This window comes from Longimicrobium sp. (genome assembly GCF_036399255.1).
Taxonomy (GTDB): domain Bacteria; phylum Gemmatimonadota; class Gemmatimonadetes; order Longimicrobiales; family Longimicrobiaceae; genus Longimicrobium.
The window spans coordinates 41529-63373 of record NZ_DASWNM010000081.1 but is presented as its reverse complement, the minus strand read 5'-3'; the positions used below and the strand labels follow the sequence as shown (position 1 = coordinate 63373).

Genomic DNA, 21845 nt, shown 5'->3' with positions numbered 1-21845 from the left:
TTCTCCTTAGCCGAGGAACATGGTGACCTTGATGTAGTCGATGCTGAAGGTGGGCTTCACCGTCATCGTCACGCGCGCGATCCCGCGGATCTCCTCGTCTCGCGTGGCGGTGACGTCCAGCTCGTACGCCACCAGCATCTCGTCGTCCACCATCCCGGCCAGAAAACCGCTGATGGCCCCCTTCATCGCCTTGCGCACACGGTCGTTGTTCAGCAGGCCGATGAAGGGCTGCGCGGCGCTGCGCACTCCGAAGCGGGCGTAGTCCACGATGCGCCGGGTGGTGATCTGGCGGAACGGCCCGCCCGGGTCGTCCGTGGTGATTCCCTTCACCAGGCGAATTCCGTTGCGCTCCTCCAGCGCCAGCACCCGGTTCTCCACCAGGGCCGAGAGGTCGCTGGGCGAGGGTTTGGGGACCACGCCCGAAACCCCAGCCATCTGCTTGTTGGTCAGGCTCACGTGCGGCGCCCGCGCGCTCAGCATCCCGGCGACCGCCGCGGCGGCGTACGAGCCGGGAAGCTCCACCGCCTTCTTGGCCACGGCGTCGTTGGCGCGAACGCCCGGCGCCACGTAGATGACGCGCCCGCTGGTCACGGGGGGCGCGGGCACCGCCTGCACGCTGTTGACCGCCTTGCTCCCCACCACGGCGATGCGCTCGCGGCGGTTCAGGTCGGTCGAGGCGTTCTGCACGTGGGACAGCAGCACGTCGGCGATCACGTCCGCGCTCTGCCCCGCGGCCACCACGATGTGCACGTTCTCGTTCGCCAGCCTGTCCAGCCCCTCCTTGTAGTCGGCGGGCGAGGCGGCGGGGTCGTCGGTGCCGGCGGTGTTCCCGTCCGCGCCGAACTTCTTGAACTCGTCCTCGGCGCCCGACTTTTTGGGCAGCTTGGCGCCCTGCCCCGCCACCACCGTCGCCGTGGCCAGCCGCGAGGGGGTGTCGGGGTTCTCCAGCTGCGACTCCAGGTGCGCCAGGTCGGCGACCGTGAACGTTTCCGTCACCGGCCCGTTGCGCAGCGTGACGCGCCGCGCGCTGGCGGCCGGCACCACGTAGGTCACGGTCACCGTGTCGGCGGCGGTGGGCGCCTCGCCGGCGAAAAAGGTGACGGATCCGCCGCTGGTGTCGATCACCGCCGAGCCCGCCACCGCCGCGTCGGGGTCGTACTTCACGCTGAGCGCCGTGAGCACGCCTCCCTTCAGCACGCGGATGCGGGTGCGCGGGTCGTTGGCGACGACGGTGCGGTTGAGCTGCACGGCGCCGCCGGTGCCGGGGTGGCTTTCGTTGTGGACCACGGCGGCCGTGGAGGCGTCCCACACGTTCACCTCGATGTCGTTGCCCCACGACCCGGCCGAAGGGGCGGCCAGGGTAAGCGCGTCGGTGTTGTCGTCGGCCTTGAGCACCCGCGCCGCCGTGGCGGCGGTGTTCCCGGCCACGCGCACGGCGTACACGCGCGACGCACCGTTGTTGAAGGCCAGCTCCAGCCCGCGCACCAGGCTGAGCGCAGGGGTACCGGAGAACGGGTCGTAGGCGTCGTAGGTGCCGAACGCGGCCACCGCGTCGGCGTAGCTTCCCAGCTGGACCACGGTGTTGGGCTTTCCCTTCCGCGCGGTCCCCACCATCCCGACGTTGCCGACCGTGATCTGGCCGGCGGAGATCAGCCCTTCGGGGCGCTCCTCGATGTAGACGCCGGGGAGTATCATCTCGCTCATGTCCACCGTCTCCGGGTTGTGGGAAGTCTCGCCAGGTGCCTACGGAAGGGGGCCGCGTGCCGTCCCCAGGTACACCACCGCGCTGGAGCCCCCGGGGAACTTCGCCGCGGCGTAGCGGATCTCCAGCCGGTCGGCCCGGGTCTGCAGCCGCACGCCGCGCAGCGCGTCCAGCGCGAAGGGGGTAAACGCCGCGGGCACGCCCCGCGGCGGAGGGTCGGGCCCGTCGCCCAGGCGGGCCAGCGTCACGTCCGGGCCCGCCACGGCAAAGGCGTTCAGCAGCGACTGCAGGTTCGCCATCGCCAGCCGCACGTTGCGCCCCCCGGCGGGGCCCAGCACCGACGCCGCGAACGTCGCCATGGAGCCACGGAGGACGCCCGGCGGCGCGCCGTCGAAGGTGCGGCGGATGGAGACCTGCCCCGGCGGCACGCCGCCCCCCGTAAACGACAGCAGGGTGATCCGCCCCACCGTCCGCGGCCCCCGCAGCACCAGCGGCGCCGCGCTCTCGCGGTCCCAGCGGGTCAGGTCGCGGGTCACCGCGTCGTCCTCGTGGTGCTCGCCGCGCAGCTCCAGCGGAATGCGGACGATCAGCGAGCCCGCCTCTTCGGGGTCCTCGTAGCGGTACTCGAAGAGCGCCCGGTACTCCACGCTCTGCCGCCACTCGCCGGCCCCGATGAGCCCCGCCGGGTCGCTTCCGTCCGGCTCCAGCACCAGGAAGTCGCGCATCCAGGGAAGCAGCGGGTCCAGCCGCGCCGCGCGCACCCGCTGCTGCAGCTGCTGCACGGCGATGGCGGCCTCGTGGGGCGTGCCGGCCCGCAGGTCGTAGCGCACCCGGGCCTGCACCCGTCCGCCGCGCACCCCCAGCACCGCCAGCGGCCCCCGCTCCACGTTTCCCTGGACGTTCCCCACCCCCACCGGCCGCTCGGCGGCCTCCAGCACGGTCAGGCTCGCGGGGCGCGGCGGCATGCCGTCCGGGGGAAGAAAGTGGTTCAGGTGGCCGATCATGGCCGTGACCGCCGCGTTGAAGCGGTCCGTGGCCAGCGTGGTCACGCCCCGGCCCCGGCGGTGCGAATGCCGCGCGGCGCGTGCGGCTCGTCGATGGATGCGGCCATGTCGGGGCGGGGGCGGCGGGGGATCGGGGCGCGGTGGTTCTCCTGCCCGGTACGTTGGCGGTGCGGCGCCGTGGCCGAAATGGACCCGGGTGCCCACGCCCGGTCCACCCCGCATGAACCTCCTCCGCCGCCAGTCTGAACCTTCGTCTGGACCCGCGGCCCACACCTTCCCCCCAGCGGCGGATGGATCCCGCCGCATCCATCACCAGCAAAGCCCCACGAGCAAGGACCGACGGACGGCCGGAGGCGATTTGCCGAATCCGGAAAACAGCACCTTCATGGGTACAGAGGGACAGAGTCAGACAGAGGAACCAAGATGATATCCCGGTTCGCTTTCTCTGTCTGACTCTGTTCCTCTGTACGATAATTCTTTTTCAGGATCCGGTATCAGGACCAGAACAGCTCCAGCGAAAGAATCGTCTCACGGCGCGCGGCCGTCGCCGGCGGAGGCCAGGACGGCGGAAACCAGGTCGCGCGGGCCCAGGTCGTGGATGCGGTCGCGGCGCAGGACGAACATGGTGGCGCGCGAGTGGTCGCGGCTGATGCCGATGAAGGCCAGCCCCGCCAGCTCGCACAGCAGGCGGCACAGCTCGGGGGGGAGCGCGTCGTCCTCCGTCTGCACCACCACGGCGGTGGGGCGATGCAGGCGGATGGCGCGCGCCAGCCCCGCGGCGTCGGCGGCCTCGCCCACCACGGCCACGCCCGGCGTCGCCGCCAGCAGCCGCCGCACGATGCCGCCCAGCAGCGGCGGAAGCATTCCAAGAACGACCCGCGCCTGATCCGCCATGAGGGATGGGGGGAGGGACCGGGGAAAGGACGGACAGGACTGCACGTTCGTCCCCGGGCGGGGCGCGGGAAAGGGGGGCGGAGATCTACACCGTCGTGAGCCGCCGGTCCATGGCGTCGGGCGCGGGGGCGTGCAGGCGCAGCCAGTCGGCGGCCTCGCCGCGGTGCTCCACCTGCAGCTTCCGAAGGATGTTGTGGACGTGGTTCTTGGCCGTGGCCACCTCGATGCCCAGCTGGCGGGCGATCCCCTTGTTGCTCAGCCCCCCCGCGATCAGCCGGGCGATCTCCAGCTCGCGTGACGTCAGCCGCACGGGCGCGCCCGCGTACCGCGCCGTGCGCACCATCCCCGCGAGCCCCGAAAGGTGGCGCAGCAGCGTGGCGGTCATGGTGGGCGAGCAGCGCAGCTCGCCCCGGGCGGCCGCCTCCACCGTCTCGCACAGCTCCTCCAGCGAGCCGTCGCATCCCACGTAGCCCGCCACGCCCAGCTCCACCCACTCCAGCAGCGCGTCGTCCGCCACGCCCACGGCCATCACGACGACCCGGGCGCCCGCGCGCGCCGCGACCGCCACCAGCTCGCGCGCCTCGGGAACGGCCACGTCCAGCAGCACCACGTCCACGCGCGGCTCGGCGCCCAGCAGCGCGCGCGCCTGCGCGGCGTCCAGCGCGGCGCTGCACCCCGCGACGCCCGCGCGGCCGGCCAGCGCCTCGGAAAGCCCTTCGCGGTAAAAGCGTACGCCGGAGATGATCAGAAGGTGGATCATGAACTGGCCTTTCGCTCCGTCGGCAGGGATGCCCGGGGAGAAAATCCCGGAGCACCTGGAGGAATGGACCCGGAGGGGTCTTCCGGGTGGCGCTTCCGGTGCGCAAAACGCAGACCTTCCTACACATTTTCCGCCCTGTGTTCACAATCCGTTGTCCACGCTGCACTTATGAAGGATGCCGATCGGTGCGCGCATCGTCCACTCCGCTTCCATTCGCGGCAGGCGCGCCCCATCGGCACCCACGCGTGCCCCACCCGCGGCGAGGGGCGGATCAATCCCGACAACGAAAAGAACCGGCGGAGAGCCTGAGGCCCTCCGCCGGTTCCGTTCATCCACCAAATCCGTTCAGCCGTGAACGCCGGCGGCAATCAGGTCCTCGTACTCGGCGGTGCGGGCGTTGTAGCCGTAGTTCCTGTCCTGCGGCTCGCGCACCTTCTGCACATGATGCTCCCTTGACCGCCCACGTTCACGCTGATCTGGCGGATGGAGTTCTCCAGGGCGCGCTCGATGACGCGAACACGATCTGCTCGTCGGCGTCGTCCAGATGGAACCCGGGTGGCGTGCAGCCCCGTGACCCGCCCCTGCCTTGCCGCACTCCTTGACCCCGGCTGCTGGCCCGGCATAGCTTGGGCTGGGTACCTTCGGGGACGTTTCGTGTCGGCTGTACCGACCGGGTTTCCGGTGCACCCGCCCTGTTATTCCATGGCCTTTCCCAGATTCACGCGGCCGGGCACTCCGGTTCGGCAAACTTCTGTGGAATCCGGAATGGAAAAGCGTTACCAGATTTTCGTCAGCTCCACCTTCTCGGATCTCAGGGACGAGCGCGAGGCGGTGCTGCGGTCGATTCGCGCACTCTACCAGATGGCGGCGGGGATGGAGCTGTTCCCCGCGACCGACGCCCGGGCCTGGGAGGTGATCGAAGGCGTCATCGCAGCTTCCGATTACTACGTGCTGGTGATCGGAGGGCGATACGGCTCGCTGGACGAGAACGGAATCAGCTACACGGAGAAGGAGTACGACTACGCCCGCGCCAACGGAAAGCCGATTATCGCCTTTCTGCACGGGGATCCCAACGAGCTTCCCCGTGGCCGGACCGAGACGGATGGAGCTCGCTGGGACAAGCTGCTGGCGTTCCGCTCGAAGGTGGAGGCCCTGCATCACTGCAAGTACTGGAAGGACGCGGCGGAGCTGGAGAAAGCGGTACTCCTCAGCTTGCCGCAGGCAATCAGGACCACGCCGGCCATCGGGTGGATCCGGGCGGATTCGGCGGACACTCCGTCCACCGACATTCAGGACGACCGGGTTCCGGGGTACCTTCGCGACATCGTGAAGCTGCACGGCGTGATCGCGCGAAAGACACGCTTTCGTACCGCCGACAACGAGATCCTAGAATACCTGGTCAAGTACTACATGAGCGGCTACGCGAGCGCGCTCAAGGAGGTTCACCACTACCAGCGACTCTCGCTCCCCAGCGAGCCCCGCCTGGAGGTGGCGATCCGCATGATCGCCGGCGCAAGGGACGTACGCGCGGTGAGCATCATCCTTCCGCAAGACCAGTGGCTCCTGACTGACGATGGCTCGCCCTACGTGCGCGTGAACATCGAGGCCGCGCGGCGCGGCGCCGTTGTCCGGCGCGTGTTCGTGGTCGAGAACCAGCGTGACCTCAGGAAGATCGCCGGCACCGTGCGGGCGTTGAAGGCGGCCGGAACCGACGTCCGATGCGCGGTGCGGAAGGAGCTCGAGAAGGCGGTGGACAAAGTGGTGAACCTGCTGATCTGCGACCGGAGAATCGCCACCGTGTCGGCCGATCACACCAAGCACGACGGACTGCTGGTGATGAGTCCCGGCGAGGTCGGCATCTACCGGGACCGATTCCGGCTGATCTGGGGGTGCTCACACGAGTGTCCAAGTGATGAGATCGGCGGCGCCGATGCCTGAGGAAGAAGACCGGTGAGCGAGGTCGTGGTGGTGGGGGGCGGAGCCGTGGGCGTGAACGCCGCGCTGTTCCTGGCGCGAATGGGCTTCGGGGTGGAGCTGGTAGAGTCGGCACCGGAGATCCTGCAGGGCTCACCCCGCGCCAGCTTCGTCAACCACGGCGACGGCTTTGAGTACTACAAGCCGGGACACAGGCGCACCGGGGAGCATTGCATCGACGGCACGTTCACCAAGGGCCTCATCTATCCGCTGGAGGCGTTCCGGACTCCCGTGTGCGACCAGGCACACCCGATCCGGTTCCTGGTGGCGAAAGGCTCGGTGGGCCACAACGGGCTGACGCTGGAGGCCTTCGCCCAGAACGCCGAGCACATGCGTGCCCATTTTACCCGGCAGTTCGAAACGGTGCGCGCAGCGACCGGCTGGACCGAGGAGGAGACGGAGCGGCGCTTCCTCAGAGGTCCGGCTTCGTTTGGACGAAGGCTGGAGGCGAGGGAACTGACTGACGTGCCGCATGTGGCGGGGGGATATGCCGGCTCGAGCTTCGGCATCAACATGCCGCATTATCACGCCTTCCTGAAAGCGGCCCTGCGCCGGACCGGGGTCCCGTGCCACCTTGCCTCGGACGTAGAAGGCATCGAGCGGGACGGCAGCCGGTACCGGCTGATCGTGGCTGGGCGGGAGATCCGGGCTCGGCACGTGCTCCTTACGTCGGGACACCACGTCCCGCGGCTTTCAGCCGGGCTCCGGGGCGCCGCGGTGACCCCGCCCCAGGCGGGTACGTACTTCCTGAACAGCATTACCTTTCTGCGGCTGCCGGCGTCAGGCGACGAGGAGCGGCTGCGCGCGGCGCGGCGCATCAACTTTACGCTCCAGCAGGACCACGGCTCGATGTTCGCCTGCGTGGTGCCGCCCACGTCCACGGAGGACGGGTTCGCCGCCACCTACTATCCTTCCGCCGGGGGGAGCCAGCTGTACTCGCACGCGTACGACCCCGACCGGCCGGTGCCACCGCCCCCCGAGTGGGACCAGATGATCGCGGAAGGCCTCCCCCCCGACCATCCGAACGTGCGCGGCACCGTAGCGCAGGCCTTTCGGCTCTACCCGTTCCTCCGCGGATACGCGGAGGTCCAGCGGACCGTCTGTGACTCAGTTTTCAACGCGTCGACCCCCACCAGCAACCAGGGTGGCGACCGGCGCGTCCGCGAGATCCCCGCGGGGAGCATCGTGAGCGACGATGGCCAGGTCACCGCCTGGACCTCACCCAAGTGGACCAACGCGGAACTCGTAGCCCTGATGGCGGCGGACCACGTCTGCGCCCAGCTACGCGGGCACGGACTGGCAAAAGATCGGGGGACGCGTTTCGGCCCTACGGCACTGGACGTGGCCGAGATCGCGCGTGATCTCCACTTTTTCGACGTCCAGATGCGGGTTGAAGACGCGATCGACTACGCGCGGCGGCAGGGCGTCCCCGAAAAAATCGTCGATCACTCGCTCCCGTACTTTGAGGGCCACGGCACCGTCGGAATGAGGCGTTCATAGCTCTTGCGCGATGGACGACAACTATGAAGAAGACCGGCGGAGAGCGCGAAGCCCTCCGCCGGTTCTTTCATCCACCGAACCGAAGGAATTGGCGTTCTGCTCAATCATCTCTCATCTCTCTGCTCACCTGTCTCGTACGAGGCACACGGCACGGGACTGGCTTCAGGATTCCGCCGTCCAATCTCTTGTTCACCCCTGCCGGAAACCCACGATGAAGAAGCTTCGGCTGAATGTCGAGCAGTTGACGGTGGACTCGTTCTCCACGAACGGCGACACGGGCGACCGTGGTACCATAGCCGCGCACGAGGCGACCCCAGGTTGCACCATCGAGTTTTCCTGCTGGAACTGCAGCCTCGGGGACACGGCCTGTGATCTGACCATGCACTGCTCGAACGTTCCGGTCTGCTGACGGCGAGCGGGGCTCGAAAACGCGGTACGGACCGCGGAACTTTCATGCACCCGCGCCCGTGCTTGCAGAGCGAAAAAGGACCGGCGGAGAGCCTGAGGCCCTCCGCCGGTTCCGTTCATCCACCAAATCCGTTCAGCCTTGCGGCCGACGGGCTCAGTACATGTCGCCCATGCCGCCGCCGCCGCCGGGCATGGCGGGGGCGTTGCCCTTGGGCTCCGGCTTCTCCGTGACCACCGCCTCGGTGGTCAGCAGCAGGCCGGCGATGGAGCTGGCGTTCTGCAGCGCGGTGCGCGTGACCTTGGTGGGGTCGATGACGCCGGCGGCAACCAGGTCCTCGTACTCGTCGGTGCGCGCGTTGTAGCCGTAGTTCTTGTCGTTGGACTCGCGCACCTTCTGCACGACGATCGAACCCTCGACACCCGCGTTGATGCTGATCTGGCGGATGGGCTCCTCCAGGGCGCGCTCGATGATGCGGACGCCGATCTGCTCGTCCGAATCGTCCAGCGTAAGGCCCTTGAGGGCCTGCTGGGCGCGCAGCAGCGCCACGCCGCCGCCGGGAACGATGCCCTCTTCCACCGCCGCGCGGGTGGCGTGCAGGGCGTCCTCCACACGGGCCTTCTTCTCCTTCATGGCCGTCTCGGTGGCGGCGCCCACGTGGATCACGGCCACGCCGCCGGCCAGCTTGGCCAGCCGCTCCTGCAGCTTCTCGCGGTCGTAGTCGCTGGTGGTCTTGTCGATGGCGGCGCGGATCTCCTTGATGCGCCCCTCGATGCCGGTATGCTCGCCGGCGCCGTCCACGATCGTCGTGTTGTCCTTGTCGATGACGATGCGCTTGGCGCGGCCCAGGTCGCTGACCACGGCGTTCTCGAGCTTGAAGCCGATCTCCTCGGAGATCACCTTGCCGCCGGTGAGCACCGCGATGTCCTCGAGCATGGCCTTGCGGCGGTCACCGAAGCCGGGGGCCTTGACGGCCGACACCCGCAGGGTGCCGCGCAGCTTGTTCACCACCAGCGTGGCCAGGGCCTCGCCCTCCACGTCCTCGGCGATGATCAGCAGCGGACGGCCCATCTGCGCCACCTTCTCCAGGATGGGCAGAAGGTCCTTCATGGTGCTGATCTTCTTGTCGTGGATCAGGATCAGCGCGTCGTCGAGGACCGCTTCCATGCGGTCCGGATCGGTAACGAAGTACGGCGAGCTGTAGCCGCGGTCGAACTGCATGCCCTCGACCGTCTCGAGCGTGGTCTCGAGGCCCTTGGCCTCCTCGACCGTGATCACGCCGTCCTTGCCCACCTTCTCCATGGCCTCGGCGATGAGGTTGCCGATCTCCTCGTCGCTGTTGGCGGAGATGGTGCCCACCTGGGCGATCTCCTTCTTGCCGGCCGTCGGCACCGAGAGGCCCTTGAGCTCCTCGATCACCCGCTCCACGGCCTTGTCGATGCCGCGCTTGAGCGCCATGGGGTTGGCGCCGGCGGTCACGTTCTTCAGGCCCTCGCGGAAGATGGCCTGCGCCAGCACGGTCGCGGTGGTGGTGCCGTCACCGGCCAGGTCGCTCGTCTTGGTCGCGACCTCCTTGACCATCTGCGCGCCCATGTTCTCGATCGCGTCCTCCAGCTCGACTTCCTTGGCCACCGTCACACCGTCCTTGGTGATCAGGGGCGAGCCGAACTTGCGGTCGATCACGACGTTGCGGCCCTTGGGGCCCAGCGTCACCTTCACGGCCTCGGCCAGCTTGTCCACGCCCTTCTTGAGCGCGGCGCGGGCGTCGGTGTTGAACGTCAGCTCCTTGGCAGCCATCGTTCGATGCCTCCGTCTATCTCAGGGTTTCAGAATATCAGCGGTCCGGACCGGCGTGCTACGGACGGATCGGCTTTCTCAGCCGACCACGGCCAGCACGTCGGACTCGCGCAGGATCAGGTACTGCTCGTTCTCGACGGTGACTTCGGTGCCGCTGTACTTTCCGTACAGCACCTTGTCACCCACCTTCAGCTCCATGTCGACCCGCTTGCCGTCCTCGATGCGGCCCGGTCCCACGGCCATCACCTCGCCCTGCTGGGGCTTTTCCTTGGCGGTGTCCGGGATGTAAAGGCCGCCCCGCATCTGCTCGCTCTCCTCGAGCGCCTTGACGACGACGCGGTCCGCGAGCGGCTTGACCTTGATATCGGTCGCGGTGGGCATCTGGTGACCTCCCTGCGTAATGGGTTGTGATGGGGTTGAAAACCGTACGTCAACCTCCCCTGCTTGTTAGCACTCGCTGCCGAGGAGTGCTAACGCTCCGACAACATAACCGCCGGAGCCTCGCTGTCAAGCAGAGGCGGGGGGAGGCTGTCTGCCGCGCGGGAATGCAGGGGGCGTACCTTACCGGCCGTGCCGGAGTGGCGCAGCAGCTTGCCAGGATGGCGCAGCGCAGGCCGGATTTGCAGAGGGGGATGGGGGGTGGTGGATGCTTCGACGGAGAACGAACTGCGTCCGAGAGGCGCCCCCTCTCCCGGCCTCTCTCCCAAACTGCGGGGGAGAGGTGACGCGCTTCGACAGGCATCGGTCTGCGCCGGCCGGGTGCCCCTCCCCCGGCCCCTCCCCGTTCGTTCCTCACGGAGAGGGGAGAATTCGATCGCGCTTCCGAGAGATATCCGAAGGGCACCCACTCGTCCCACACCACCCCTCCCCCGCAGTTTGGGGGAGGGGTCGACGGCCGTTGCGAGGAACGAGCAAAAAGGCCCGTCGGGGGAGAGGGCGCGTCACCAGACGCAGGGTCGGCACTCAGCCGGATTCCGCGCGGCGGAGGGCAATCAACAGAACCGCCAGCCAGGCGGCGCCCAGCACGGCGCCCGCGGCGATGTCGGTGGGCCAGTGCGCGCCCAGGCGCAGGCGCGCGACCACAACGGCCGCCACGCCGGCGGCGGCGATGAGCCAGGCGAGCAGCGCCTCAGAGCGTTTTGGCGTGGTGCTGGACCACAGGTAGGCCAGGATGCCGAACGCCACCACGGCCTGCACCACGTGGCCGGATGGAAAGCTGTGCAGCCCGCCCGGCGTGGCGATCCCCCGCTCCACCTCCACCGGCCGGTCGCGGGCCCACAGCACCCAGCCGGTCACGAACGGCACGTACGCGGCGGTGAACCCCACCAGCAGCGTCAGCGCGCGGAGCGCGAGCCCCTGCCACGCCGCCAGCGCGGCAAAGACCAGCACCGCCAGCCACAGCACCAGCCCGTTGCCACCGGCGTCCATCCAGATGGCGGTGTTGAACGAAAGCGGCGCCGCGTCCACGAAGGCCCGCAGGGCGCCCCGCTCCCAGTCCAGCGTGCCCGCCGCCTGCAGCCGCTGTCCGACGACGATGAACGCCAGCGTCAGCGCCAGCACCCCCGCCATGCCGATGGCGAGCGTCCGCCACCACCGGCGCAGCACGGGCGCGGGAAGCGCGCGGTAGCCGCGGTTCAACCGCCGGATGCACTCGCGCAGCAGCCGGACCGACACCCACCCTTCAGCCATCCGCCCCCGGCGCCGGGACCCGGGTGGGCACCGCCCGCCCCCGCCACGTCACCCGCCCCCGCTGGTGCCCGATCCACGACTCCATCGCGAGCCCCGCCGCCAGCAGCGCACCCACGGGGTGCAGCAGCACGGCGCGCGCATCCTGCCGGACGAGCAGCGCCGCGGCGACCCGCAGCGCCGCCAGCAGCGCCAGCGGCACCATCGCCGCCACCGTCCCCCGCAGGGCGCCGGCGAAGGGGTAGATCCAGGCGAGCGCGAGCAGCACCATCCCCAGCGCGAACGGGGCGCGGCGGCCGCCCAGCAGGGGGTACAGGTTCTTCCGGAAGCCCTCGCGCATCCCCGCCGCGCTGTCGTACATCCGCACCGCCAGCAGCGACACGGCAATGCAGACGACCAGGCAGTGGCCGCGCGCCTTGACCAATCGTCCCAGCGCGACGTCTTCCAGCACCTCGCCGCGGACGGCCGCGTGCCCGCCGACGGCGTCGTACGCGGCGCGGGTAATGGCCAGCCACTGGCCGTTCGCCATCGACAGCGAGGGCGAGCGGGTGATGGGGATCAGCCGGATCGGCAGCATCGCCAGCACGGGAAGCTGCACGATGATCGGCACCACCGCCGCCTGCATCCAGCTTTCCAGCCGCTGGCGCGGGAGCGCGGTCACCGCCCCGGCGTCGTGCCGCTGCAGCGCGGCGACGGTGCGGCGAACGGCGGCGGGGCCGGCGTCCACGTCCGCGTCGCAGAACAGCAGCACGTCGCCCGCGGCGGACCAGGCGAGCTGCTGGCACGCCCAGTTCTTTCCCACCCAGCCGGGCGGCGGCTCCGTCCCCCGCAGCACGCGCAGCGGCGCGCCCACGTAGCGCGTGATCGACTCCGCCACCTCCGCCGTGCCGTCCACCGAGCGGTCGTCCAGCAGCAGCACTTCGATGCGCGGATAGTCCGTGCGCAGCAGGTGCGGCAGCGTGCGGCGCAGGTTCTCCGCCTCGTCCCGCGCGGGGACCAGGATGCTGACCAGGGGAAGCGCCGAGGGCTCGCCCGCGTTCTCCAGCCGGGGCGCGGTGGCGAGGTTGTAGAGCGCCACCGCCAGCATGGCGGCCAGGATGGCGGTGCTCAGCAGGTCGAGCGCGGTCATCGCGCCTCCGCCATCGGCGCGGCGGCGGGGAGCGTGCCCCGCGGGCCGGGCCAGTGCCGGGGCGCGTCTTCTCCGTGGCGGGCAAGGAAGGCGTGGATGGCGTCCACCTCCCGCTCCACCGCCGTTTCCAGCTCCGCGGGATCGAGCGAGGCATCCACGCGGATCGGGGGGCCGGCGGAGGCGAACACGGTGGAGCGCGTGGCGTTCAGCGGCTCCACGTGCAGGCCGATGGGAAGCACGACCAGCGGCGCCAGCGCCCGGGCGAACAGGTGGATGCCGGGGCGAAAGGCCAGCGGGCGCTTGAAGGAGGGCCAGATGCGGCCCTGCGGAAAGAAGCAGATGGTGGCGTCCGGCCGCTCGTCCAGCAGGCGCCGCAGCTGGCGGATGCACCCGCGCAGCGACGCCGGCGAGGCGGGATCCAGCCCCACCACGCCCAGCCGGCGAAAGAAGGGCCGGCGCGCCAGCTCCGACTCCAGCATCACCGTGTGAAAGGGCGCGGCGGGACGGAGCGCGCGCTGCACCTCGCGCAGGGTGAACGGGTCCCACCAGCTCACGTGGTTGGCGGCCAGCAGCAGCGGGACGGAGCGCGGCGGCTGCACGGGAAACCCGGCGACCAGCGTCCGCACGCGCGCGTCGCGCCACGGGCGAAAGAACGCCTCGAAGCCGCGCACCGCCAGCGGCGACCAGCGGCTATCCACCGGCCCGCGCGGCCTGCAGCGACGCCTCCAGCGCGCCGCGCTGCTCCGGCGAGGGACGCCCCTTCTCGAGCACGAAGCGGGTGATGGCCGCGTACAGCTCCGCCGGATACCGCGTGCGGACGATGGGGAGCAGCCCCGCCAGCGCGGCGAAGTCGTCGCGGACGGACCAGGTGCGGCCGAAGAGGCCCGGCAGGTAGTAGCAGCTCATCAGCCGCAGGTAGCGCGCTTCCGCGTCGCCCGGGTGCGCGGCGATGACGGAGTCCATCACCGCCAGGCCGGCCCGCGTGTGGCGCAGCCGGTCCGGCGGCCAGATGCCGTGCTTGGCGCGCAGCGTGGTGAACGCGCCGGAATACGCCGTGAGCGTGGCGTCCAGGCCGGCGTCGCGGGTGGCGGCACGCATGCGCTCCACCTCCGCCAGCCCGCGGGCGATGGCGCGCTCGGACCGAACCGCCTCCAGGTACAGCTGCCGCACCTGCTCCAGCCCGGAGCGGGGCGCCGCGGCAAGCGGCTGGGCGTCGGCGGGGGTCGCGAAGAGCAGGGCCAGCATGGTGATCGCAATCCGTACGCGGATCATGCGCCCGCGAGCCGCACCGGTGCGGCCTCGCGCGGCTCGCCGTCCGGAGTGAAGGCGGCGGCGGGGGCGCGCTGCAGCATCCACAGGTCCCACAGCGCGCGCGTGGCCAGCAGGGCCTTGGCGCTTCCCGACGTGACCGCGCGGCGGCGCAGGTTGTCGTAGCCGGCGCGGCGCAGGGGCGCGTGGATGCCGCGGTACACGTACGCCGCCACCGCCACCGGCCGCCGGAACGCCGCCGGCAGGTCGCGGATGCCGGCGAAGGCGCCGTGGTACGAGGCCTCGGCGCTGCGCAGAAGCTCCTCCACCATACAGCGGTAGACGGGGTCCGTCGCGCCACCCCGGCACATGCGGCCGAGCGAATCCTCCGTCACCCCGTGGCGCGCCATCACGTCCGCCGGCAGGTACAGCCGCCCCGCGCGCCAGTCCTCGCCCACGTCGCGCAGGATGTTGGTGAGCTGCATGGCGTGCCCCATCTCCCCCGCCTTCGCCAGCACGCGCGGCGCGTGCACGCCGGCCAGCTCCGTGATCCACATCCCCACCACGGACGCGACCCGGTGCGTGTAGACGCGCAGCTCCGCCATCGACGCGTAGCGCTGCATCCGCAGGTCCATCCGCATCCCCTCCGCCAGCTCCGCCGCGTAGGTGAAGGGCACCCCGGCCGCGGCCATCTCCCCCATCGCGCGGTCCAGCAGCTCCAGGCCGGTGGACGTGCCCCCGTACGCGCGGCGGGAGAGATCGACCCACTCGTCCAGCATCTCCTCCGCGTCCGCCTCCGCGCCGGGCCGGTCCACCAGGTCGTCCGTCACCCGGCAGAAGGCGTAGACGCGCGCCACCCGCTCCCACTCGCCCGGCGGAAAGAAGCGCGAGGCGAAGCGGAACGAGCGGCTGTTGGCGGCAAAGTAGCTGCCCCAGTCCGCCGCCGCGGGAACGCGCGCACGCAGGGCGGCGGACGCGGGGCGCGCCGGCACGACCACGGGCCGCCGCGCCGCCTCCTCGCGCGCCACCGTCTGCCGCGCGGAGTCGATCCACTGCTCCACCAGCGCGGGAAGGATGCCGTCCCCCGGCAGCGTGGCGCGCAGCTCGGTGCAGAGGGCCTCCGCCTCCGCCTCCAGCCGCGCCAGGCACCGGCGCAGCGGCGTATCCCCGTCGTCCGCGGCCGCGTGCAGCCGCGCGGCGAAGGCGGCCGGCTCCGCGCCGAAGGCGGCGTCCGGCAGCTCGTCCAGCAGCCAGGTCCAGCGGCCCTGCGCGTAGTCGCCCAGCGCGGGCTTGCCGGTTTCGGCGGCGGGGCAGTAGTCCAGCACGTCGTCCAGCATCTGGTACAGCAGCCCCATCCGCCGGCCCAGCTCGAAGCAGCGCCCCACCTCCGCGCCCCCCCGCAGCGCCGCGGGAAGCGCGACGGCGCACCCCATCAGCTCCCCCGCCTTGCCCAGCGCGATCTCGCGGTACTCCTCCCACGTAAGCCGCCGCCCCGCCGCGCGCCCCTGCGCCATCTCGCCGGCGACCGTCCGCTCGACCGCGCGCGCGAAGAGGGAGGCGAACTCCAGGCTCCCCGTGAACGCGGCCAGGCGGTAGGCGGAGGTCAGCAGGTGGTCGCCCAGCACCAGCGCCGGGCCGATCCCCCGCTCCGCCGCCACCGTGGGCACGCCGCGGCGGGTGGAGGCCTGGTCCACGATGTCGTCGTGCACCAGCGACGCCTCGTGCGCCATCTGCACGGCCAGCGCGCCGCACCAGAACCCATCGTCCACCGTGCCGCCGGAGGCGCGCGCGGCGCCGTACGCCAGCAGCGGGCGCAGCAGCTGCCCGTCGCACTTCGGCCGGGGCATTCCCGCCACGGCGGCGCGCTCCGCCGCGGCCAGCAGCCCCGCGCGCACCTCGCCCAGCGCGTCGGCCGGCACCGTCCGCGCCCCGCTCACGCGCGCACCTCCACCAGCCGGGCGCCGCGGACGCGCCCCGCCAGCAGGCGCGCCACGCCGTACGCCGCCGCCAGCGCCGCGACGGTGGCCGCCACGGCGCCCCACAGGCCGGCGGCGGCGCTCATCCCCAGCGGCAGCGCCAGGTTGGCCAGGTAGAACGCGCCCAGCCAGCGGTGCGGCAGGTCGCGGATCCACGACTCCGCCCGCAGCGCCGCCAGCGCGCCCATCAGCAGCAGGCCCGTGACGTACCAGCCCAGCAGGTTCAGCAGCGGCATCCCGTAGTACGGCCCCGCCTCGCCCCACACCCAGTATTTCGTCGCGTGGCTCATCGCCGGGTCCAGCGCCAGGTCCCAGCTGGCCAGCAGCAGCGACGCCAGCAGCACCCGCCGCCCCGCCGCGTCCGGCCCGGGAAGCGCCCGCAGCGCCAGCGCGTACGACGGCAGCGCCATGAAGAACCAGCTGAGCGGAATCACCAGCGGCACCAGGCCGAACCACTTGATCCCCAGGAGCGGCGTGTAGGCGTACTCGCCGAAGGGAATGCCCAGGCTGGTGCCCAGCAGCTCCGACGTCAGGCTGATGCCGTAGAGCGCCGCGAACGCCGCCAGCCAGCGGGCGCCGGCGTGGCGCACCAGGAACAGCGCCAGCACGGCGCCGGCGATCAGCACGTGCCCCACGGCAAAGAAGCGGAAGGCGATGCCGTACAGCCCGGCCACCTGGGGAACGCGCGCCAGCAGCTGCGGATGCAGGCCAAAGCTGGCGTATCCGGCGATCGTAAAGGCGGTAAAGGCGCACAGCACCCAGAGCGCGGCGCGCGTCCAGCGGTCCGGTGTGGCGGTGGATGGAGACGAACGTGGCATCGTGTCCTGCGGCTGAAAAAAGGCCTGAGCACCGCGCGGCGGGATTCGTGCGGCACACGTTCCCCGGAAGCACCGCAATTAGAATACCTGTTTGCACAACGCTTGCACAAGGTTTGCACATGCGGTACGATCACGTCCGCAATCTCGTGGCCGTGGCGGGAACAGAGTTGAACAGAGTTATCGTGGAGATCCGGGTGAAGGCACCTCGCGCGGTGGTGATCGGAAGCGGGTTCGGCGGGCTGGCGGCCGCCGTGCGGCTGCGGGTGATGGGGTACGAGGTGCAGGTGCTGGAGGCGCTGGACCAGCCCGGCGGCCGCGCACGCGTCTTTCGCCGCGACGGCTACACCTTCGACGCGGGGCCCACCGTCATCACCGCCCCCTATCTATTGGAAGAATTGTTCGGGCTGGCCGGGCGGCGGATGGACGACTACGTGCGGCTGGTGCCGGTGGATCCGTTCTACCGCATCCTCTATCCCGACGGAAGCAGCTTCGACTACGTGCAGGACGAGGAGCGGCTGCTGGCCCAGATCGCCGCCATCAGCCCGCGCGACGTGGAGGGATACCGAAAGCTGGCCGCGCACTCCGAGCGCATCTTCGAGGTGGGGTACACGCAGCTGGCCGACCAGCCGTTCGACCGCGCGACCACGATGATGCGCGTGATCCCGCAGATGCTGCGGCTGGAGAGCCACCGCACCGTCTACGGCCTGGTGGCCAAGTACATCAAGGACGAAAAGCTGCGGCAGGCCTTCACCTTCGAGCCCCTGCTCGTCGGCGGCAACCCGTTCACCACCACCTCCATCTACCTGCTGATCCACTGGCTGGAGCGCAAGTGGGGCGTCCACTTTGCCATGGGCGGCACGGGGCAGATCGTCCGCGGCCTGGTCGCCCTGCTGGAGGAGATGGGGGTGGAGGTGCGGCTGAACACGCCCGTGGAGGAGATCGAGGTCACCAGTGGCCGCGCCTCCGGCGTGCGGACGGCGGACGGCACGCGCATCCGCGCCGACGTGGTGGTGAGCAACGCGGACCCGTCGTACGTCTACACGCGGATGATCGCGCCGGCGCACCGCAGGCGGAACACGGACCGCGCGGTGGCCCGCAAGCGCCAGTCGATGAGCCTGTTCGTGGCCTACTTCGGCAGCACGAAGCAGTTTCCGCAGGTCGCCCACCACACCATCGTGCTGGGCAACCGCTACCGCGGGCTGCTGGACGACATCTTTCGCCGCAAGCGGCTGGCGGACGACTTCTCGCTCTACCTGCACGCGCCCACGCGCACGGACGCCTCGCTGGCGCCGCCGGGGCACGAGGCGCTGTACGTGCTCTCGCCCGTGCCCAACAACCGCAGCGGCATCGACTGGAAGCGGCAGGCGGAGCCGTACTTCGACCGCGTGCTCGCGGAGCTGGACCGGCGGATCCTTCCCGGCATCAGCCAGACCGTCACCACGCCGTCGTTCCTTACGCCGGACGAGTTCCAGCACGACCTGCGCTCCGTGGACGGCGCCGCGTTCGGCCCGGAGCCGCGGCTGACGCAGTCGGCGTACTTCCGCTATCACAACCGCTCGGACGACGTACCGGGGCTGTACTTCGTGGGCGCGGGAACGCACCCGGGCGGCGGCGTGCCGGGCGTGCTCAGCTCCGCGAAGGTGCTGGAGCGCATCGTCCCCCGCCCCGCGCACGGGGCGCCGCTCCCCAGCATGGCGGGCGCGGGCCGATGACGTACCTGCAGTTTCACCTGGTCTTCATCCTGCCGCCGCTGATCCTTCTGGCGCTTGCGTCGCGCGGCCACCTGCGCCGGCTGGGCTCGCGGGCGCTGCTGGCGCTGCCGGGCGTCATCCTGCTGGCGCTGGTCTACACCACGCCGTGGGACAGCGAGCTCATCCGCCGCGGCGTGTGGAGCTACGGCCCGGAGCGCGTGGTGGGGACCATCGGGCTGATCCCCATCGAAGAGTACATGTTCTTCATCCTGCAGCCGCTGCTCACCGGCTTCTGGTTCTATCGCCTGGCGCCGCCGGTCTCGGAGGATGTACCCCCCGCGACGGCCGGATTTCGCTGGGGCGGCACGGCCGTGTACGGGGCGCTGACGCTGCTGGGCGTGTGGCTGCTGGGACGGCAGGAGGGGACGTACCTGGGGATGATCCTGGCGTGGGCGGCGCCGGTGCTGGCCGCGCAGTGGGCGCTGGGCGCCGGGCGCATCGCCGCGGCGCCCCGGGCGTACCTGCTGGGGATCGGCATGCCGACGCTGTACCTGTGGGTGGCGGACGCCATCGCCATCCACCTGGGCATCTGGCGCATCTCCGAAGCGCACACGCTGGGGATCAAGTTCGGCTCGCTGCCGCTGGAGGAGGCGACGTTCTTCCTGGCGACCAACGTCATGGTGGTGCAGGGGCTTACGCTCTTCCTCTACCCCTTTCGCAAGCCGGCCGCGCAGCCGTCGCCCGTGGCGTCCGCGCAATGAGGCGCGGCACGGACTGCGACGTCGCCATCGTGGGCGCGGGGCACAACGCGCTGATCTCCGCCGCCTATCTGGCTCAGGCCGGCTACCGCGTGCGCGTCTTCGAGCGGCGGCACATCGCCGGCGGCGCGGTGTCGACGGAGGAGATCGTCCCCGGCTACCAGTTCGACCTGGGCGGCAGCGCGCACATCCTCATCCGCCTGACCCCCGTGCTGCGGGAGCTGGAGCTGGAGAAGTTCGGGCTGGAGTACCTGGAGCTAGATCCGCTCTTCTTTGCGCCGTACCAGGACGGGACCGCGCTGTTCATCCACCGCGACGAAGACCGCACCATCCACGGCCTGGAGACGCTTTTCCCCGGCGAGGGCGAGGCGTACCGGCGCTTCCTGGCGGACTGGCGGCCGTTCGCCCGGGCGGTGAAGGAGGCGTTCCTGAGCGTGCCCAGCCCGTGGGAGCTGGGCAAGAAGTTCGTGGGCGGCAAGGCGGTGCAGGGGGACTGGAAGCGGGCGCTGCGCACCATCCTGACCCCGTACGGCGAGGTGGTGGACCGTTACTTCAAGGAGGAAAAGGTCAAGGCGCCGCTGGTGTGGATGGCCGCGCAGAGCGGCCCGCCGCCGCACGAGCCGCTGACCGCGCCGTTTCTGCTCTGGCAGCCGCTCTACCACGAGGGCGGCATCGCGCGGCCGCGCGGCGGAAGCGGAATGCTGACGCAGGCGCTGGCGCGGCACGTCCAGGCGCACGGCGGGCAGGTGCACCTGGGCGCGCCGGTGGAGCGCATCGTGGTGGAAAACGGCCGCGCGATCGGCGTGGAAACGCGGGAGGGGGCGTGCACGGCGCGGGCGGTGCTGAGCGGCGCGCACGTGCTGGAGACGCTGGGCCGGCTGCTGCCCCCGGCGCACCGCCCGCCGGGGACGGACGCCATCCGCGTGGGCAACGGCTTTGGCGCGGTGCTGCGGCTGGCGCTGCGCGAGCCCGTGTCGTACGCCGCGTCGCCCGGCCGCGAGGCGCGCGTGGGGCTGCAGTTGCTCTGCCGCGACCGCCAGCAGATCGCGGACGCGTACGCCGACTTCCTGCGCGGCGAACCCGCGAAGGACCCGCCGATCGTGGCGATGACCTTCAGCGCGGTGGACGACTCGCTGGCGCCGCCGGGCGGCGAGGTGCTGTGGCTGTGGGCGCAGTACTATCCGTACGAGCTCTCCGGCGGCCGCAGCTGGGACGACATCGGCGACGCGGTGGCCGACAACATCCTCGACACCTTCGAGAAGTACGCGCCGGGGACGCGCGACAAGGTGGTCGGCCGCCTCTTTCAGCATCCGCTTGCGCTGGAGCGCGACCTGGGGCTGCCGCGCGGCAACGTGATGCACATCGAGATGAGCCTGGACCAGATGTTCGGGCTGCGGCCGATGGCGGGGATGGCCGGCTACCGGTCGCACCTGAAGGGCCTGTACCTTACCGGCGCCAGCACGCACCCCGGCGGCGGCATCATGGGCGCCTCGGGCCGAAACGCGGCGCGGGTGCTGCTGCGGGATCTGGAGAAGCGAAGGGTGTAGGGGGGGAGCCCGGTGAGGATGAGCGGATGAATCCGCTGCTGGGAAAGCGACAAGCCCCGTCTCGGCTCGCTACGCTCGCCGAACGGGGCTTCACCTGCTCGATGCGGAAGGGCCGGCCCGCCGGGAAGCCCGGGCGCGCACCGCATCGTCCGTCTTCTCCAGATCCGACAGCCCGCGAAGGCGGACTTCGTGTGGTTGTTGCAGCGAATTCATTCGCCCTTGCGGCCTCGGCATCCTCGGAACCCGCACGAACGAGCCACCACAGATGAGCGGATGAATCCGCTGCTGGGAAAGCGATAAGCCCCGTCTCGGCTCGCTGCGCTCGCCGAACGGGGCTTCACCTGCTCGGGTGCGGAAGGGCCGGCCCGCCCGGAAGCCCGGGCGCGCACCGCACCGTCCGTGTTCTCCAGATCCGACAGCCCGCGAAGGCGGACTTCGTGTGGTTGTTGCAGCGAATTCATTCGCCCGTGCAGCCTGGCATCCGCAGAAAACCCACGGGAACGCGCCTCTACGGCGCCTTGCGTATTCCGCCAGAATGCGCTTCCTTTCCCGTCCCCACCATCGCTGGCCGGCGAACGGCCCACCTACGTGCACCGGACGAGAAGACCATGAACAAGCTGCGCCTGGAGCTGGACGATCTCCGCGTCGACACCTTCTCCACCTCCGAAGCCGCGAGCGGCGAGAGCGGAACGGTGCGCGCCCATGGCGGCGGCGGCGTGGGCCCCAGCTACGACCAGCCCTGCGAGCCCATCGACACCGACTACACGATGGCGTGCCCCGTGTACACCGACGTCGGCTCGACCTGCGCCGGCAGCTGCTACGGATCGTGCTATGCCAGCTGCTACGGAAGCTGCGCGAACACGTGCTATACGTGCTGGCAGCAGACCTGCGCGAACGCATCGTGCGATCCCTGCTACCCCATCGAGTAGCGCGAACCCCCGGCTCCACGAAACGC

General features: G+C 70.6%; 19 protein-coding genes. 7 read left to right on the top strand and 12 right to left on the bottom strand.

Translation table 11 applies throughout. The annotated features are described in order from the left end of the window. Positions 1-6 precede the first annotated feature (6 nt). The 4 genes from VGC13_RS14150 to VGC13_RS14135 all read right to left on the bottom strand — a co-directional run bounded on the left by VGC13_RS14150 (position 7) and on the right by VGC13_RS14135 (position 4360). Positions 7-1704 carry a phage tail sheath C-terminal domain-containing protein gene (locus tag VGC13_RS14150; protein WP_331125908.1) on the bottom strand — a complete coding sequence of 566 codons (1698 nt, stop codon included), beginning with the start codon at positions 1702-1704 and terminating at the stop codon, positions 7-9. Between the two features lie 39 nt (positions 1705-1743). After that, positions 1744-2751 carry a hypothetical protein gene (locus VGC13_RS14145; protein WP_331125907.1) on the bottom strand — a complete coding sequence of 336 codons (1008 nt, stop codon included), beginning with the start codon at positions 2749-2751 and terminating at the stop codon, positions 1744-1746. Between the two features lie 483 nt (positions 2752-3234). Further along, entirely contained in the window at positions 3235-3600 is a 366-nt protein-coding gene (locus tag VGC13_RS14140) for a hypothetical protein (RefSeq protein ID WP_331125906.1), read from the bottom strand. 85 nt (positions 3601-3685) lie between these two features. Further along, on the bottom strand, positions 3686-4360 hold the full coding sequence (locus VGC13_RS14135; protein WP_331125905.1) for a response regulator transcription factor: 675 nt from the start codon (positions 4358-4360) through the stop codon (positions 3686-3688). 765 nt (positions 4361-5125) lie between these two features. On the opposite strand from VGC13_RS14135, the gene VGC13_RS14130 reads away from it, so the two are divergent. The 3 genes from VGC13_RS14130 to VGC13_RS14120 all read left to right on the top strand — a co-directional run bounded on the left by VGC13_RS14130 (position 5126) and on the right by VGC13_RS14120 (position 8243). After that, positions 5126-6298 carry a DUF4062 domain-containing protein gene (locus VGC13_RS14130; protein ID WP_331125904.1) on the top strand — a complete coding sequence of 391 codons (1173 nt, stop codon included), beginning with the start codon at positions 5126-5128 and terminating at the stop codon, positions 6296-6298. Positions 6299-6310: 12 nt separating this feature from the next. Further along, positions 6311-7834, top strand: coding sequence for an FAD-dependent oxidoreductase (locus tag VGC13_RS14125; protein ID WP_331125903.1), 1524 nt, complete (start codon positions 6311-6313; stop codon positions 7832-7834). A 211-nt stretch (positions 7835-8045) separates the two neighbouring features. Next, positions 8046-8243 carry a hypothetical protein gene (locus VGC13_RS14120; protein WP_331125902.1) on the top strand — a complete coding sequence of 66 codons (198 nt, stop codon included), beginning with the start codon at positions 8046-8048 and terminating at the stop codon, positions 8241-8243. A 153-nt stretch (positions 8244-8396) separates the two neighbouring features. Here the strand turns inward: VGC13_RS14120 and groL are convergent, their stop codons facing one another. The 8 genes from groL to VGC13_RS14080 all read right to left on the bottom strand — a co-directional run bounded on the left by groL (position 8397) and on the right by VGC13_RS14080 (position 16894). Further along, positions 8397-10037, bottom strand: a complete 1641-nt coding sequence (gene groL, locus VGC13_RS14115) for a chaperonin GroEL (RefSeq protein WP_331125901.1) — start codon at positions 10035-10037, stop codon at positions 8397-8399. 78 nt (positions 10038-10115) lie between these two features. Then, complete coding sequence (gene groES / locus VGC13_RS14110) at positions 10116-10418, bottom strand: co-chaperone GroES (RefSeq protein WP_349264212.1); 303 nt, start codon at positions 10416-10418, stop codon at positions 10116-10118. Positions 10419-11000: 582 nt separating this feature from the next. Then, complete coding sequence (locus VGC13_RS14105) at positions 11001-11726, bottom strand: phosphatase PAP2 family protein (protein ID WP_331125900.1); 726 nt, start codon at positions 11724-11726, stop codon at positions 11001-11003. Then, positions 11719-12852, bottom strand: a complete 1134-nt coding sequence (locus VGC13_RS14100) for a glycosyltransferase (RefSeq protein WP_331125899.1) — start codon at positions 12850-12852, stop codon at positions 11719-11721. The genes VGC13_RS14105 and VGC13_RS14100 overlap by 8 nt, the downstream gene beginning before the upstream one ends. Next, positions 12849-13550 (bottom strand): lysophospholipid acyltransferase family protein, encoded by a 702-nt coding sequence (locus VGC13_RS14095; RefSeq protein WP_331125898.1) that lies wholly within the window; start codon positions 13548-13550, stop codon positions 12849-12851. The genes VGC13_RS14100 and VGC13_RS14095 overlap by 4 nt, the downstream gene beginning before the upstream one ends. Further along, positions 13543-14124, bottom strand: coding sequence for a hypothetical protein (locus tag VGC13_RS14090; protein WP_331125897.1), 582 nt, complete (start codon positions 14122-14124; stop codon positions 13543-13545). The genes VGC13_RS14095 and VGC13_RS14090 overlap by 8 nt, the downstream gene beginning before the upstream one ends. Then, a complete protein-coding gene (locus tag VGC13_RS14085) occupies positions 14121-16037 on the bottom strand; it encodes a squalene/phytoene synthase family protein (RefSeq protein ID WP_331125896.1) in 1917 nt (638 codons plus the stop codon). The genes VGC13_RS14090 and VGC13_RS14085 overlap by 4 nt, the downstream gene beginning before the upstream one ends. Next, positions 16034-16894, bottom strand: a complete 861-nt coding sequence (locus tag VGC13_RS14080) for a carotenoid biosynthesis protein (RefSeq protein WP_331125895.1) — start codon at positions 16892-16894, stop codon at positions 16034-16036. The genes VGC13_RS14085 and VGC13_RS14080 overlap by 4 nt, the downstream gene beginning before the upstream one ends. Before the next feature lie 194 nt (positions 16895-17088). On the opposite strand from VGC13_RS14080, the gene VGC13_RS14075 reads away from it, so the two are divergent. From VGC13_RS14075 to VGC13_RS14060, 4 genes are all read left to right on the top strand, one after another. Then, positions 17089-18606, top strand: a complete 1518-nt coding sequence (locus tag VGC13_RS14075; protein WP_331125894.1) for a phytoene desaturase — start codon at positions 17089-17091, stop codon at positions 18604-18606. Further along, on the top strand, positions 18603-19346 hold the full coding sequence (locus VGC13_RS14070; protein ID WP_331125893.1) for a lycopene cyclase domain-containing protein: 744 nt from the start codon (positions 18603-18605) through the stop codon (positions 19344-19346). Before VGC13_RS14075 ends, VGC13_RS14070 begins: the two co-directional genes overlap by 4 nt. Then, positions 19343-20890, top strand: coding sequence for an NAD(P)/FAD-dependent oxidoreductase (locus tag VGC13_RS14065; RefSeq protein WP_331125892.1), 1548 nt, complete (start codon positions 19343-19345; stop codon positions 20888-20890). Before VGC13_RS14070 ends, VGC13_RS14065 begins: the two co-directional genes overlap by 4 nt. Positions 20891-21498: 608 nt before the next feature. Beyond that, positions 21499-21819, top strand: a complete 321-nt coding sequence (locus VGC13_RS14060) for a hypothetical protein (RefSeq protein ID WP_331125891.1) — start codon at positions 21499-21501, stop codon at positions 21817-21819. Positions 21820-21845: the final 26 nt, after the last annotated feature.

What these genes read in the sequence shown, in the direction of transcription:
- VGC13_RS14150 (WP_331125908.1), bottom strand. Translation starts at nt 1,704, where the DNA reads ATGAGCGAGATGATACTCCCCGGCGTCTACATCGAGGAGCGCCCCGAA.
- VGC13_RS14140 (WP_331125906.1), bottom strand. Translation starts at nt 3,600, where the DNA reads ATGGCGGATCAGGCGCGGGTCGTTCTTGGAATGCTTCCGCCGCTGCTG.
- VGC13_RS14135 (WP_331125905.1), bottom strand. Translation starts at nt 4,360, where the DNA reads ATGATCCACCTTCTGATCATCTCCGGCGTACGCTTTTACCGCGAAGGG.
- VGC13_RS14130 (WP_331125904.1), top strand. Translation starts at nt 5,126, where the DNA reads ATGGAAAAGCGTTACCAGATTTTCGTCAGCTCCACCTTCTCGGATCTC.
- VGC13_RS14120 (WP_331125902.1), top strand. Translation starts at nt 8,046, where the DNA reads ATGAAGAAGCTTCGGCTGAATGTCGAGCAGTTGACGGTGGACTCGTTC.
- groL (WP_331125901.1), bottom strand. Translation starts at nt 10,037, where the DNA reads ATGGCTGCCAAGGAGCTGACGTTCAACACCGACGCCCGCGCCGCGCTC.
- groES (WP_349264212.1), bottom strand. Translation starts at nt 10,418, where the DNA reads ATGCCCACCGCGACCGATATCAAGGTCAAGCCGCTCGCGGACCGCGTC.
- VGC13_RS14105 (WP_331125900.1), bottom strand. Translation starts at nt 11,726, where the DNA reads ATGGCTGAAGGGTGGGTGTCGGTCCGGCTGCTGCGCGAGTGCATCCGG.
- VGC13_RS14100 (WP_331125899.1), bottom strand. Translation starts at nt 12,852, where the DNA reads ATGACCGCGCTCGACCTGCTGAGCACCGCCATCCTGGCCGCCATGCTG.
- VGC13_RS14090 (WP_331125897.1), bottom strand. Translation starts at nt 14,124, where the DNA reads ATGATCCGCGTACGGATTGCGATCACCATGCTGGCCCTGCTCTTCGCG.
- VGC13_RS14080 (WP_331125895.1), bottom strand. Translation starts at nt 16,894, where the DNA reads ATGCCACGTTCGTCTCCATCCACCGCCACACCGGACCGCTGGACGCGC.
- VGC13_RS14070 (WP_331125893.1), top strand. Translation starts at nt 18,603, where the DNA reads ATGACGTACCTGCAGTTTCACCTGGTCTTCATCCTGCCGCCGCTGATC.
- VGC13_RS14065 (WP_331125892.1), top strand. Translation starts at nt 19,343, where the DNA reads ATGAGGCGCGGCACGGACTGCGACGTCGCCATCGTGGGCGCGGGGCAC.
- VGC13_RS14060 (WP_331125891.1), top strand. Translation starts at nt 21,499, where the DNA reads ATGAACAAGCTGCGCCTGGAGCTGGACGATCTCCGCGTCGACACCTTC.